This window comes from Streptomyces sp. NPDC086147 (assembly GCF_040702165.1).
Taxonomy (GTDB): Bacteria; Actinomycetota; Actinomycetes; order Streptomycetales; family Streptomycetaceae; genus Streptomyces.
Map to the genome: position 1 here is coordinate 16186 of NZ_JBFBJO010000007.1, position 13496 is coordinate 29681.

The following is a 13496-nucleotide window of genomic DNA, read 5'->3' on the forward strand; positions in this document are numbered from 1 at the left end:
CGTCGTGCGGTGGCACCGCCATGCAGCACCGCAAGACGGCCTTTATCCGAAGCGGCCGGAGATGTAGTCCTCGGTCGCCTGGACGCTCGGGTTGGAGAAGATGCGCTCCGTGTCGTCCAGCTCGATCAGCTTGCCGGGCTGGCCGACGGCCGCCAGGTTGAAGAAGGCGGTGCGGTCGGAGACGCGGGCGGCCTGCTGCATGTTGTGCGTCACGATGACGATCGTGAAGCGCTCCTTCAGCTCGCCGATCAGGTCCTCGATGGCGAGGGTGGAGATCGGGTCGAGGGCCGAGCAGGGCTCGTCCATCAGCAGGACGTCGGGCTCGACCGCGATGGCGCGGGCGATGCACAGGCGCTGCTGCTGGCCGCCGGAGAGGCCGGAGCCCGGCTTGTTGAGGCGGTCCTTGACCTCGTTCCAGAGGTTGGCGCCCTTGAGGGACTTCTCGACGATGTCGCTGAGCTGCGACTTCTTGTAGTTGCCGTTGAGGCGCAGGCCCGCCGCCACGTTGTCGAAGATCGACATGGTGGGGAAGGGGTTCGGGCGCTGGAAGACCATGCCGACCGTGCGGCGGACCGCGACCGGGTCGACGTTCGCGCCGTACAGGTTCTCGTCGTCCAGCATCACCTTGCCCTCGACGCGGCCGCCGGGGGTGACCTCGTGCATGCGGTTCAGGGTGCGCAGGAAGGTGGACTTGCCGCAGCCGGAGGGGCCGATGAAGGCCGTCACGGAGCGGGGCTCGACGGTCATCGAGATGTCGTCGATCGCCTTGTGGGCGCCGTAGTAGGCGGAGAGGCCGCTGACGTCGATTCGCTTGGCCATGGGGATCACTTCCAATTGCCGCGGTCAGCGGCCGGTCTTCGGGGCCTTCCAGCGGGCGATGCCGCGGGCCACCAGGTTGAGGATCATGACGAAGGCGATCAGGACGAGCGCGGCGGCCCAGGCGCGGGCCACGGCGGCGTCGGTGCCGACCGCGTACTGCTCGTACACGTAGAGCGGCAGGGAGGACTGGGCGCCTTCGAAGGGGTTCGGGTTGATGAGCTTCGTACCGAACACGAGGAGCAGGACGGGGGCCGTCTCGCCGGTGATGCGGGCGACCGCGAGCATGACGCCCGTGGTGATGCCGCCGATCGCGGTGGGCAGGACCACCTTCAGGATGGTGCGCCACTTGGGGATGCCGAGGGCGAGGGAGGCCTCGCGGAGCTCGTTCGGGACGAGCTTGAGCATCTCCTCGGTGGAGCGGACCACGACCGGCATCATCAGGATGGCGAGGGCCATCGCGCCGGCGAAACCGGAGGGGCCGAAGCCCAGGATCAGGTTCCAGGTGGCGAGGATGAAGAGGCCGGCGACGATGGACGGGATGCCCGTCATGACGTCGACGAAGAAGGTGACGGCCTGGGCGAGCTTCCCGCCGCCGTACTCGACGAGGTAGACCGCGGTCAGCAGGCCGATGGGGGCGGCGATCACGGTCGCGATGAGGACCTGCTCGATGGTGCCGAGCAGTGCGTGGTAGACGCCGCCGCCGGCCTCGGCGTCGAGGACGCCGTTCATCGAGTGGGTCAGGAAGTAGCCGTCGAGGACGGTCGCGCCCTTGCTGATCGTGACCCAGGCGAGGGAGAGCAGCGGGACGACGGCGAGGACGAAGCAGACCCAGACGAGGCTGGTGGCGACGCGGTCCTTGGCCTGGCGGCGGCCCTCGACCTTGCTGGTCAGGGCGTACGTGACGAGGACGAAGAGCAGGGCGGAGAGCAGGCCCCACTGGACCTTGCTGTGCCAGCCGGCGGCGAGGCCGATGCCGACGCCCGCGAGGATCGAGCCGGCGGCGACGGCCGCCGGGGTCCAGCGGGGGAGGCGGGCGTGGGAGAGGGATCCGCGGCGCGGGGCCACCGGGAGCGGACGGTCCTGAATGGCGTGGCTCATGCCGCTGCCCCCGAGTACTCCTTGCGGCGGCCGATGATCCAGCGGGCCGCGCCGTTGACGAGCAGGGTGATGGCGAAGAGGACGAGACCGGACGCGATGAGGGCGTCCCGGCCGAACTCGTTGGCCTCGTTGAACTTGGCGGCGATGTTCTGGGCGAAGGTGCCGCCGCCCGGGTCGAGCAGGTGGCCCGAGATGAGGAAGCTGGGGGAGAGGACCACGGCGACGGCCATGGTCTCGCCGAGCGCGCGGCCGAGGCCCAGCATGGAGGCGGAGATGATGCCGGAGCGGCCGAAGGGCAGCACCGACATGCGGATGACCTCCCAGCGCGTGGCGCCGAGGGCGAGGGCGGCCTCCTCGTGCATCTTCGGGACCTGGAGGAAGACCTCGCGGGTCACGTTGGTGATGATCGGGAGGATCATGATCGCCAGGAGGATGCCCACGGTGAAGAGGTTGCGGGCGACGCCGTCCTGGGACTTGTCGAAGATGTACGTCCAGCCGAGGTACTGGTCGAGCCACTCGTTCAGGCCGGCCAGGTAGGGGACGAGGAAGATCGCGCCCCAGAGGCCGTAGATGATGCTGGGCACGGCGGCGAGCAGGTCGACGACGTACGCGAGCGGCTTGGCGAGCCTGCGCGGGGCGTAGTGCGAGATGAAGAGCGCGATGCCGATCGCGACCGGCACGGCTATGACCATCGCGACGACCGACGAGACGACGGTGCCGAAGGCGAGGACGGCGATGCCGAAGACCGGCGGGTCACCGGCCGGGTTCCACTCGAAGGTGGTGAAGAAGTTGGTGCTGTCCTTCGAGATGGCGAGGACGGCGCGGTAGCTGAGGAAGACCGCGATCGCGGCCATGATGACGAGGAGGGTGATGCCGGAGCCTCGGGAGAGTCCGCTGAAGACGCGGTCCCCGGGGCGGGAGGCGCTCTTGGCGCTCCGGCTCCTCTTGAGCTCTGGTGTGGTGGTGGCCATCTGCTTCTCCGGTCTGCGGGGCCGGTACGGGGTGTACGGGCTCCTGGCGGCGGTGCACCGGATGCCGGGCCGGCCCCTGCACGGGAGGTCAGGGGCCGGCCCGGCCGGGGGTCAGGACAGGGTGGGGACGATCGTGCGGACCTTGGCGGCGATCTCGGCCGGGAGCGGGGCGTAGCCGGCGTCGGCGAGGACCTTCTGGCCCTCCTCGCTCACCGTGTAGTTGAGGAAGGCCTTCAGGGTCGGCAGGGTCTCCGCCTTGTTGCCCTTGTCGCAGGCGATCTCGTACGTGACGAGGACGATCGGGTAGGCGCCGTCGGCCTTGGTGGCGTAGTCGAGGGAGAGGGCCAGGTCGCTGCCGGTGCCCTTGACCTTGGCGGCGGCGATGGCCTTGGAGGCGTTCTCCGAGGAGGCGGCGACCGGGGCGGCGGCACCGGTGTTGATGCTGACCGTGGAGATCTTGTTCGCGGTGGCGTACGAGAGCTCGAAGTAGCCGATGGAGCCCTCGGCGTCCTTGACCGCGGTGGCGACGCCGGAGGAGCCGTTGGCGGCCTGGCCGCCCTGGGCGGGCCACGACTTCGACTTCGGGTCGTGCTTCCAGTCGGCCGCGGCGGCGGTCGAGAGGTACTTGCCCAGGTTCTGGGTGGTGCCCGACTCGTCGGAGCGGTGGAAGGCCTGGATGGTGGAGTCGGGGAGCTTGGCGCCCGGGTTCAGCTTGGCGATCGCCTCGTCGTTCCACTTGGTGATCTTGTTGTCGAAGATCTTGGCGATCGTGGAGGCGTCCAGGACCAGGTTGTCCACGCCCTCCAGCTTGTAGCCGATGGCGATGGGGCCGCCGACCATGGGCAGGTTGACGCCCTTGCCGCCCTTGCAGATCTTCTGCGACTCGGTGACCTCCTCCTCCTTCAGCGCGGAGTCGGAGCCGGCGAAGGCGACCTGGCCCTGGTTGAACTTGGTGATGCCGCCGCCGGAACCGATGGCCTGGTAGTTGATCTCGACGCCGGAGCAGGCGGCCTGGAAGTTCTTGACCCACAGGTCCATCGCGTTCTTCTGCGCGCTGGAGCCGGCGGCGAGAAGCTGGCCCTTGGCGCCCTCGCAGGCGATGTTCGAGGCGGCGGCGGAGGCCGAGGTGCCGTCCTTCTTGTCCGGGGTCGCCGTGTTGTTGTCCGAGCCACACGCCGAGAGGACCAGGGCGCCGGAGACGACGAGGGCACCGATCGCGGAGGCGCGAAGCCCGTTCTTGCGCGAAAGCTTCACTTTCGGGTGTTCCTTCCAGAAGCCGTCTTGTCGCGGACCGAGTGTCCTGAACGTTCTACGACGGCGTGTGTCGGTTTGGCGGGTGCCTTCACTGTGCTCCGAGCACCTCGTAAGGCCGAAATTAGGCAGAACAGGTGAAGCCGCCGACGGGGGAGGGTGAACGGGAAGTGAACCGTGCCGGAAGCCCCGGTGCGAGTCCCCGGGGCGGGGGTGACCGGGGCGGGTGCTGTCGTGCGGGGTGGGGCGCGGGTCTCTTCCGGCCTTGGGCCGGGGATCGTCTCAGCGACGGGTCGCCGCCAGCGCCTCGTCCAGGAGGTCGCGGTCCCTCGGCCGGGTCAGGCGGGGGCGGGCGCGGCCCGGGGGGAGCCAGAGGAGGGCGTCGACCTCGCGGCTCGGGGTGAAGGCGCCGTCGAGGGCGCGGGCCGACCAGTAGGCGACCTCCTTGGGGCGGCCCGCCACCGTGTAGTGGACCGTGGACAGCCGGGCGCCCAGCTCGCAGCGCCGGCCCGTCTCCTCCAGGACCTCGCGCCGCGCGCACTCCTCCGCCGTCTCGCCGCGCTTCAGCTTCCCCTTCGGGTGCGACCAGTCGTCGTACTTGGGCCGGTGGACCAGCGCGATCTCGATCCCCCGCCCCGACGGCGACGGGCGCCACAGGACGCAGCCCGCCGCCAGGATCGGGTTGTCGCGGGGGGTCATGGGACCGGGGCCGTCGTTCTGCGCCAGGCGCGCTGGAAGGCGAAGCGGGCCGCTTCGACCTCGTGGCGCTGGTCGGCGTGGAGGACGCCGAGGGCGTAGGCCGTCGCCGGGGCGATGCGGGGGGTGCGGGCGGCGGTGGCGGCGGCCGACGCGGCCTCGGCGGCGTCGCGGTGCCGGTCCAGGGCGCGGGTGGCCTCGTACAGGACGGGGTCCGGTTCGCTCCTGGCGTGCCGGGCCTCGGTGGCGTACCGGTGCAGCCGCAGCAGCAGCCGGGTCTGGTGCCAGGGCGCGTCCTGGGTCTCGCCGGCGGCGAGGGCGAGGGCCTCGGCGTTGTACGGATGGGCCGCCCGGGTCAGCGGGAGGGCGGCGACCGCGTCCAGGAGGCGTCTTTCGGCCACCGAGGCGGAGGCGTCCAGGATCTCGGCGGCGGGCGCGGCGGAGGCGGGCCCGAGCGGGACCTCCGAGGCGAGGAGGGCGACGGCGTCCGCGACCGCGTGGAAGCGGGCGGAGCCGAGCGCTTGGAGGGCCGCCGAGTGGGCGCGCGTACGGGCCAGGGTCAGCTGGCGCTCCAGGAGGGCGCCGGCCCGGGCCGCGCCGACCGAGAGCCCGGCCGATTCGCTGCCGCGGGCGGCGGGGACGGGCCCGCCGCCGTTCGACAGGCGGGACAGCGCGTCCACCAGGCGGACCAGGCGCGAGGTGCAGGCCTGCTCCACGGCCAGGGTGCCCGAGAGCCAGGCCAGCTCGGTGCGCAGCTCGTCGGCCCAGGGGCCGTCGAGCAGCGGCCGGAAGGTGTGGAGAGTGGCGCCGATCCGCCGGGCGGCGGCCCGCAGCGTACGGGCCGCCTCCTCCGCCCCAGCGGTGTCGGAGCCGCTCTCGCCGTGCAGGCGCAGGCCGCGGAGGAAGTCCGCGGCCCGCGCGTGGAGGTACGGGGACAGGGCCTCGCCCGCCGTGACGTCCTGCGACTGGTCAGGGTTGTGCACGCCTGCGCCTCCGCGCGTCGATGAGCATCTCCTGGACGTGCCGCAGGGGCCGTCCCTCGGGATCGGTCGCGTGCCGCGTCCAGTTCCCGTCCGGGCCCAGGTGCCAGGAGGAGGTGGTGTCGGACATCCCGGTCTCCAGGAACCGGATGAGGGCGGCCCGGTGCGCCGGGTCGGAGACCCGCACGAGGGCCTCGATCCGGCGGTCCAGGTTGCGGTGCATCATGTCGGCGCTGCCGAACCACACCTCGGGTTCGCCGCCGTTGCAGAAGGCGAAGATCCGGGAGTGCTCCAGGAAGCGGCCGAGGACCGAGCGGACCCGGATGTTCTCGGAGAGCCCGGCGACCCCGGGCCGTACGGCGCAGATGCCGCGGACCCAGATGTCGACGGGGACGCCGGCCCGCGAGGCCTGGTAGCAGGCGTCGATGACGGCCTCGTCGACCATCGAGTTGACCTTGATCCGCACGTACGCGGGCCGTCCGGCGCGGTGGTGGGCGATCTCCTTGGTGATCCGGGAGACCAGGCCGTCCCGCAGCGACTTCGGGGCGGTCAGCAGGCGCCGGTAGGTCTCGCGCCGCGAGTAGCCGGAGAGCCGGTTGAACAGGTCGGAGAGGTCCGCGCCGACCTGCGGGTCGGCGGTGAGCAGGCCGAGGTCCTCGTAGAGCCGGGCCGTCTTGGGGTGGTAGTTGCCGGTGCCGACGTGCGAGTACCGGCGGAGCAGCTCGCCCTCCTGCCGTACGACGAGCGACAGCTTGCAGTGGGTCTTGAGGCCGACGAGGCCGTAGACGACGTGGCAGCCGGCCTCCTCCAGCTTGCGCGCCCACTTGATGTTGGCCTGCTCGTCGAAGCGGGCCTTGATCTCGACGAGGACGAGGACCTGCTTGCCGGACTCGGCGGCGTCGATGAGGGCGTCCACGATCGGGGAGTCGCCGGAGGTCCGGTACAGCGTCTGCTTGATCGCGAGGACGTCCGGGTCGGCCGCCGCCTGCTCCAGGAAGGCCTGGACGGAGGTGGAGAACGAGTCGTACGGGTGGTGCAGGAGCACGTCCCGCTCGCGCAGCGCGGCGAAGACGTCCGGCGCGGACGCGGACTCGACCTCGGCGAGGTCCCGGTGGGTGCCGGCGACGAACGTCGGGTACTTCAGCTCGGGCCGGTCCTGGCCGGAGATCCCGAAGAGGCCGGTGAGGTCGAGCGGGCCGGGCAGCGGGTAGACCTCGGCGTCGGAGACCTTCAGCTCGCGCACGAGCAGGTCGAGGACGTACGGGTCGATGGACTCCTCGACCTCCAGGCGGACCGGCGGGCCGAAGCGGCGCCGCATGAGCTCCTTCTCCAGGGCCTGGAGCAGGTTCTCCGCGTCGTCCTCCTCGACCTCCAGGTCCTCGTTCCTGGTGACCCGGAACATGTGGTGCGCGAGCACCTCCATGCCGGGGAACAGCTCCTCCAGGTGCGCGGCGATGACGTCCTCCAGGGGGACGTACCGCTGCGGGGAGGCCTCCAGGAAGCGGGAGAGCAGCGGGGGCACCTTCACGCGCGCGAAGTGGCGGTGGCCGCTGACCGGATTGCGCACGACCACGGCGAGGTTGAGCGAGAGCCCCGAGATGTACGGGAAGGGGTGGGCCGGGTCGACGGCGAGCGGGGTGAGGACGGGGAAGATCTGCTGGCGGAAGAGGGTGAAGAGCCGGGCCTGCTCCTTCTCCGTGAGCTCGGGCCAGCGGATCAGGTGGATGCCCTCGTCGGCCAGGGCCGGGGCCACGTCCTGCTGGTAGCAGGCGGCGTGCCGGGCCATGAGCTCGCGCGAGCGGGTCCAGATCAGGTCGAGGACCTCGCGGGGCTGGAGGCCGGAGGCGGAGCGGGTGGCGACGCCGGTGGCGATGCGGCGCTTGAGGCCGGCGACCCGGACCATGAAGAACTCGTCGAGGTTCGAGGCGAAGATCGCGAGGAAGTTCGCCCGTTCGAGGAGGGGGGTCGTGGGGTCCTCGGCGAGTTCGAGGACGCGCTCGTTGAACGCGAGCCAGCTGCGCTCCCGGTCGAGGAACCGCCCCTGCGGCAGTTCGTCGCCGAGCGCGCCGTCGCTCTCGTAGGCGTCGGGATCGGTGTCCAGACCGGAATCGATGTCGGTGGCCGTCTGCGGACGGTGCGCGGCTATGGAACCGAGGGGGGCGGAGGACGACGGCGTGGCGGAGGACTGGACCGGGACCTCGGCGGGCTGCTGGCTCATGACCCCATTCTTCCGCGCGGGGGGCTGCTCGGGCGCGTCGGAGCGGGCCGCGGGGGAGGGAAGCCTCCCTTTGGGGAGGCCGGACACGGAGCGCTTCATTGCGTGAGCGTCGCAAGCGCTTCTGAATGGCCGGTAACGACGACATGTCGTACGGGAATCGGGGGCGGGGCCGTGTGCGGGCCCCGCGCCCCTTTTCCGTGTACGGAGGGTTACGGGTGCCGGGCGCGCAGGACCCGGAAGGCGGCGTAGGCCGCGAGGGCGGCGAGGGCGAGGAGGATGCCGGTCTCGATGAGCTGGGTGGGCCAGAAGTGGGACTGGGGGTGGTAGTCGAGGTACTGGGCGGTGACGCCGTTCCGGGCGAGGCACTGGTCCTGCACCTTGTTCCACAGGCCGTCGACGCTGTCCGTGCCCGGCGTTCGGGCCGCCTCCTGCCAGCAGGTCGTCTGATCGAAGCGGGCGCCGGAGGAGGTGAGCAGCCCCGTCTCCGTCATGAAGCCGTTCTCCGGGGTCCAGAGCGTGGCGCCGTACGGACCGGTGACCGTCTTCACCGCCAGGAAGGACCAGCGGAGCTCGCCGAGCACGAGCAGGACCGCGCCCATGACCAGGCCCGTGGCCGCCATGGCGAGGAGGGTGCGCCGGATCAGCTGTCCGACGAGGGCGCCGACGGCGACGGCGGCGAGGACGTAGGCGAAGAGGACGACGCCGGCCACCTCGTACGGGCCCCGGTCGGACCAGTTGAGGTTCCAGGTGTTCGAGACCCGGCCCCAGCTGGTCGAGAAGACGCCCGCGAGGGCCAGGGTCGTCACGAGCGCGACGGCGGTCGCGGTGAGGAGCTTGGCGCGGAGCCAGGCCGCCGGGGTCACCGACTGGGTGAGCGAGATCTTGTACGTCCCCGACTCGAACTCGCGGGCGATCAGGGGTCCGGCGACGAAGGCGCCGGCGAGGAGCGGCAGCAGGACCATGCCGAGGGAGAGCTGCTCCATGCCGAAGCGGAGCAGGTCGAAACCCCTGTTGCCGTCGGCGGGGAGCGCGTAGCCGTCCTCCATGTACACGTCCGGGTACTGCGCGTCCCAGATCCGCAGCCCCCCGATCACCGCCGACGCCGCGAGCACCAGCGCGCCCGTGAGCCACAGCGTCCGCCGGTACTGGCGGACCGTCACCCAGTAGGAACCCCTCAGGGCGGGCGTGCTCATGCGGGGGCTCCTTCGGGGGTGCGGAGGTGGGCGAGGAGGAGGTCCTCCAGGGAGGGGTCCGAGGTCTCCCAGGGGCCTTCGACCGGGCCCTCGCGGCGGATCAGGGCGGTGAGCTGGCGGCCGGTCGTGCGGGACTCGATCACCGTGTGCGGGGCGAGGTCGGCGACGGGGCCGGTGAGCAGGGTGTGGGCGGCGAGGAGTTCCTCGACGGGGCCGTCGAGGCGGATCCGGCCGCCGTGGAGCAGGAGGAGGTGGTCGCAGGCGCCCTCCAGCTCGGTGAGGATGTGGGACGACATGACGACGGTGGTGCCGTTCTCGGCGGCGTCGGCCATGAGCAGGCCCATGAGCTGGTGGCGGGCGAGCGGGTCGAGGTCGGCCATCGGCTCGTCCAGGAGGAGCAGTTCGGGCCGCTTGCCGAGGGCGAACGCGAGGGCGACGCGGGTGCGCTGGCCGCCGGAGAGGTGGTGCACGAGGGTGTCGGAGGAGAAGCCGCCGCCCTCGACGACCCGGCGGGCGACGGTGTCGTCCCAGCGTCCCGGGTTGAGTTCGCGGCCCATGCGCAGGGTGTCGTCGACGCTGAGCCGGGGGTGGAGCGGCTTGTCCTGGTCGACGTACGCGAGGAGTTCGCGGGCGGGGGCCTCGATGGTGCCCTCGGTGGGGCGCAGGAGCCCGGCGGCGAGGCCGAGGAGGGTGGACTTGCCGGCGCCGTTGGGGCCGACGAGGGCGCAGACCCGTCCCCGGGGGAGGGCGAAGCCGCACTCCCGCAGGGCCCAGCCGCCTCTGCGTCCCCCGTATTTCTTGCCCAGGAGGTCCGCCCTCAGGGCGGTGTCCTTGGTCATCGGTCGTCGTCCCCCTCGAAGTGTTCTTTCAGTACGGATGTGAAGAGCGCGGCCACGTCGTCCCGTTCGAGTCCCGAGGCCCGCGCCCGGCGTGCCCAGTCGGCGAGTTCGCCGCGCAGCGGCGAGTCGGCGGGGCCGGTGCCGAGGGTGGCGCGGACGAAGGTGCCGAGGCCGCGGCGGGCCTCGACGAGGCCTTCGCGTTCGAGTTCGCGGTAGGCCTTGAGGACCGTGTTGGGATTGATGGCCGTCGCCTCGACGACCTCGCGCGCGGTGGGCAGCCGGTCGCCGGGCTCCAGGAGGCCCATGCGGAGGGCCTGTTTCGTCTGCTGGACGATCTGGAGGTAGGTGGCGACGCCGCTGCGCCGGTCGATGCGGTATTCGAGCACGTTCCCTTCCATCACCCTTTCACTAATCAAGTAGTGAAAGGGTGGTGGAAAGAAGGGGGCGGTGTCAACCGCCCCCTTCCGGAAGGGCCTTACGACTCCGTGCGGTACATCAGGTCCACCTCGTGCGTGGCGAAGCCGAGCCCCTCGTACACCCGCACCGCCGTCGAGTTGTCCCCGTCCACGTACAGCATCGCCGTCGGCAGCCCCTGCGCCGCCAGGTGCCGCAGGCCGATCGCGGTGAGCGCCTTGCCGAGGCCGCCGCCCTGGGCCTCGGGCAGGATGCCGACCACGTACACCTCGCCGAGCTGCTCCTCGGCGTGCGTCTTCGTCCAGTGGAAGCCGACGAGCCGGCCGTCCTTCTCCGCGAGGAAGAAGCCCTTCGGGTCGAACCACGCCTCGGCGGCCCGGTCGTCCAGGTCCCGCTGGGTGAGGGAGCCCTGCTCGGGGTGGTGGGCGAAGGCGGCGGCGTTGACGGCGAGCCAGGCCGTGTCGTCCTGTCCGGGGACGAAGGTGCGGACGGTGACGCCCTCGGGCAGCACCGGCTCGGGGATGTCGAGCGGCACCAGGGACCGCCGCAGCTGGCGCAGTTCGCGGAAGAGGGTCAGGCCGAGGACCTGGGCGAGGTGCCGGGCGGCCGGCTTGCCGCCGTGCGCCCAGACGCGCAGCCGCTTGCCGGAGGCGCCGAGCAGGGCGGTGCCGAGCGCCCGGCCGTGTCCGAGCCCGCGCCGGTCGGGGTGGACGACCAACTCGGCGGCGGGGGCCTCGATCGGGTCGGTCTCCTCCAGCTGGGCGTAGCCGTAGAGCCGGGAGCCGACGGTCAGCAGGAAGTGCCGCACGCCCTCGCGCCGGCCGTTGCGCAGGTAGAGCCGCCCCTGCTCGGACACGGCGTGCATCCCGTCCGCCAGGTCGGCGGCCTCCAGGAGCTCTCCTACGTCCCGGACCTGCTCGGGCGTGAGCTCGTCGTACGTGTGGATCTGCCGTCCGGGTTCGAGGGCCGGTGCCGCGTCGGAAGTCATGGCACGAGCCTACGGCGGCCCGCCGCCGCCCGGCGGAAAGCGGGCGGCAACCGTCTTGTAATCCGCTACCCCCTGTTGTGCTACGCGCGTTGACCCTAGGCTGCACCGGCATACGGGAAGTGCGTCCCGTAGAGGTGCAGAGGGAACAGAGGGCAGATGGCAGCGACACCCAGGAAGAACAGGACGGCGCGGCGGATCCTCGCCGCGGGGGCCGGGCTCGTGACGGTCGGGGCGCTCGTCGCCGCGATGCCGTCGGCCGGCGCGGCCGGTGACCGGTTCGACGGCGGACACGGCCACGGACACGACAAGGGGAAGAGTCGCCTGGTCGATGTCCAGCTGCTCTCCTTCAACGACCTGCACGGCAACCTGGAGCCGCCGACCGGCTCGTCGGGCCGGCTCACGCGCCTGAAGCCGGACGGCACGTCCGAGACCGTCGAGGGCGTCGGCGGCGTCGAGTACCTCGCCACGCACCTGCGGCAGGCCCGCAAGGGCAACCCGTACTCCGTCACCGCCGCCGCGGGCGACATGATCGGCGCCTCGCCGCTGGTCTCCGGCCTCTTCCACGACGAGCCGACCATCGAGGCGCTGAACAAGCTCGACCTCGACGTCTCCTCGGTCGGCAACCACGAGTTCGACGAGGGCGCGCGCGAGCTGGCCCGCATCCAGAACGGCGGCTGTCACCCGACCGAGGGCTGTTTCGAGAAGGGCCGGAAGTTCCGCGGCGCGGACTTCCCCTACCTCGCGGCCAACGTGACGAACGAGAAGAGCGGCAGGCCGCTGCTCGACCCGTACTTCGTCTGGGAGCGCAACGGCGTCAAGATCGGCTTCATCGGCGTCACCCTCGAAGGCACGGCCAACATCGTGTCCGCCGAGGGCATCAAGGGCCTGAAGTTCGGCGACGAGGTCGAGACGATCAACAAGTACGCCAAGGTGCTGGAGCGCAAGGGCGTGAAGTCGATCGTCGCCCTGCTCCACGAGGGCGGCCTGCCCGCCTCGGGCGCGTACAACTACGACTGCGACAGCCCGGGTCCCGGCAACGGCATCTCCGGTCCGATCGTCGACATCGCCAAGAACGTCAGCCCGCAGGTCGACGCCCTGGTCACCGGCCACACCCACCAGGCGTACGCGTGCACGATCCCGGACCCGGCGGGCAAGCCGCGCACGGTCACGTCGGCGGCCTCCTTCGGCCGGCTCTACACCGACACGACGCTCACCTACGACCGGCGCACGGACGACATCGTCCGCACCGCCGTCGCCTCCGCCAACCACGTCGTCACCCGTGACGTGAAGCCGGCCCGCGACATGACCAGGCTGATCGACCGCTGGAAGACCCTGGCCGCGCCGATCGCCAACCGCCCCGTCGGCCACATCGCCGCCGACATCGAGAACCCCCTCGACCCCCAGGCGTACGAGAAGCCGCTGGGCGACCTGATCGCGGACGCGCAGCTGGAGGGCATGGCCCCGGCCGACAAGGGCGGCGCCCAGCTCGCCCTGATGAACCCGGGCGGCATCCGCGCGCCCCTGACCCACAAGGCGTCCGGCGCCGAGGGCGACGGGGTCGTGACCTACGGCGAGGCGTACACCGTCCAGCCGTTCACCAACATGATGACGGCGGTCGACCTGACCGGCGCCCAGCTCGTCACCACGCTCCAGCAGCAGGTCAGCGGCGCCAACCTGGCGTCCCCGAAGATCCTCCAGGTGTCGAAGGGCTTCACGTACACCCTGGACATGACGAAGACCGGCGCCGACCGGGTCGTGGTCTCCTCGGTGCGGCTGAACGGCGAGCCGATCGACCCGGCGAAGACCTACCGGGTCGCGATGAACGAGTTCCTGTCCGGCGGCGGCGACGGCTTCGCCGTCCTGAAGGAGCACAGGAACAAGCTGGTCGGCGCGTCCGACCTGGACATGTTCACCGCCTACCTGGCGGCCCACTCCTCGGCCTCCGCCCCGCTGCCGGCACCGGCGGCGGACCGGATCACGGTCGTCAAGTAACGCGCACGGGAGGGGCGGCGGACCGTTTCGGCGGGCC

Annotated in this window: 12 protein-coding genes; 1 reads left to right on the plus strand and 11 read right to left on the minus strand. The window is 71.4% G+C overall.

Annotated elements, in window-relative coordinates:
* Positions 1-42: 42 nt before the first annotated feature.
* From pstB to mshD, 11 genes are all read right to left on the minus strand, one after another.
* Entirely contained in the window at positions 43-819 is a 777-nt protein-coding gene (pstB, locus tag AB0398_RS17290; protein ID WP_366375926.1) for a phosphate ABC transporter ATP-binding protein PstB, read from the minus strand.
* 24 nt (positions 820-843) lie between these two features.
* Positions 844-1917: a phosphate ABC transporter permease PstA gene (gene pstA, locus AB0398_RS17295; RefSeq protein ID WP_366375927.1), complete on the minus strand. Its 1074-nt coding sequence runs from the start codon at positions 1915-1917 to the stop codon at positions 844-846.
* A complete protein-coding gene (gene pstC / locus AB0398_RS17300) occupies positions 1914-2888 on the minus strand; it encodes a phosphate ABC transporter permease subunit PstC (protein WP_121830844.1) in 975 nt (324 codons plus the stop codon). The genes pstA and pstC overlap by 4 nt, the downstream gene beginning before the upstream one ends.
* Positions 2889-2999: 111 nt before the next feature.
* On the minus strand, positions 3000-4142 hold the full coding sequence (pstS, locus tag AB0398_RS17305; RefSeq protein ID WP_366375929.1) for a phosphate ABC transporter substrate-binding protein PstS: 1143 nt from the start codon (positions 4140-4142) through the stop codon (positions 3000-3002).
* 279 nt (positions 4143-4421) lie between these two features.
* The gene (locus tag AB0398_RS17310; RefSeq protein ID WP_366375931.1) at positions 4422-4838 is read right to left on the minus strand and encodes an NUDIX hydrolase; all 417 of its coding nucleotides are present in this window, start codon (positions 4836-4838) and stop codon (positions 4422-4424) included.
* Positions 4835-5818 (minus strand): CHAD domain-containing protein, encoded by a 984-nt coding sequence (locus AB0398_RS17315; protein ID WP_366375933.1) that lies wholly within the window; start codon positions 5816-5818, stop codon positions 4835-4837. Before AB0398_RS17315 ends, AB0398_RS17310 begins: the two co-directional genes overlap by 4 nt.
* Positions 5805-8033, minus strand: coding sequence for an RNA degradosome polyphosphate kinase (locus AB0398_RS17320; RefSeq protein WP_366375934.1), 2229 nt, complete (start codon positions 8031-8033; stop codon positions 5805-5807). Before AB0398_RS17320 ends, AB0398_RS17315 begins: the two co-directional genes overlap by 14 nt.
* A 209-nt stretch (positions 8034-8242) precedes the next feature.
* Positions 8243-9226, minus strand: coding sequence for an ABC transporter permease subunit (locus AB0398_RS17325; protein ID WP_366375936.1), 984 nt, complete (start codon positions 9224-9226; stop codon positions 8243-8245).
* A complete protein-coding gene (locus tag AB0398_RS17330; RefSeq protein ID WP_366375938.1) occupies positions 9223-10065 on the minus strand; it encodes an ABC transporter ATP-binding protein in 843 nt (280 codons plus the stop codon). Before AB0398_RS17330 ends, AB0398_RS17325 begins: the two co-directional genes overlap by 4 nt.
* Positions 10062-10451 carry a GntR family transcriptional regulator gene (locus AB0398_RS17335; protein ID WP_366375940.1) on the minus strand — a complete coding sequence of 130 codons (390 nt, stop codon included), beginning with the start codon at positions 10449-10451 and terminating at the stop codon, positions 10062-10064. The genes AB0398_RS17330 and AB0398_RS17335 overlap by 4 nt, the downstream gene beginning before the upstream one ends.
* Before the next feature lie 89 nt (positions 10452-10540).
* Positions 10541-11467: a mycothiol synthase gene (gene mshD / locus AB0398_RS17340; RefSeq protein WP_366375942.1), complete on the minus strand. Its 927-nt coding sequence runs from the start codon at positions 11465-11467 to the stop codon at positions 10541-10543.
* 156 nt (positions 11468-11623) lie between these two features.
* Between mshD and AB0398_RS17345 the strand changes: the two genes are divergently transcribed.
* Positions 11624-13459, plus strand: a complete 1836-nt coding sequence (locus tag AB0398_RS17345) for a bifunctional metallophosphatase/5'-nucleotidase (RefSeq protein WP_366375944.1) — start codon at positions 11624-11626, stop codon at positions 13457-13459.
* Positions 13460-13496: the final 37 nt, after the last annotated feature.

Bases quoted from the DNA above. Each gene is read 5' to 3' on its own strand.
- pstA (WP_366375927.1), bottom strand. From the start codon at position 1,917: ATGAGCCACGCCATTCAGGACCGTCCGCTCCCGGTGGCCCCGCGCCGC.
- AB0398_RS17345 (WP_366375944.1), top strand. From the start codon at position 11,624: ATGGCAGCGACACCCAGGAAGAACAGGACGGCGCGGCGGATCCTCGCC.
- AB0398_RS17310 (WP_366375931.1), bottom strand. From the start codon at position 4,838: ATGACCCCCCGCGACAACCCGATCCTGGCGGCGGGCTGCGTCCTGTGG.
- AB0398_RS17320 (WP_366375934.1), bottom strand. From the start codon at position 8,033: ATGAGCCAGCAGCCCGCCGAGGTCCCGGTCCAGTCCTCCGCCACGCCG.
- AB0398_RS17330 (WP_366375938.1), bottom strand. From the start codon at position 10,065: ATGACCAAGGACACCGCCCTGAGGGCGGACCTCCTGGGCAAGAAATAC.
- pstC (WP_121830844.1), bottom strand. From the start codon at position 2,888: ATGGCCACCACCACACCAGAGCTCAAGAGGAGCCGGAGCGCCAAGAGC.
- AB0398_RS17325 (WP_366375936.1), bottom strand. From the start codon at position 9,226: ATGAGCACGCCCGCCCTGAGGGGTTCCTACTGGGTGACGGTCCGCCAG.
- pstB (WP_366375926.1), bottom strand. From the start codon at position 819: ATGGCCAAGCGAATCGACGTCAGCGGCCTCTCCGCCTACTACGGCGCC.
- mshD (WP_366375942.1), bottom strand. From the start codon at position 11,467: ATGACTTCCGACGCGGCACCGGCCCTCGAACCCGGACGGCAGATCCAC.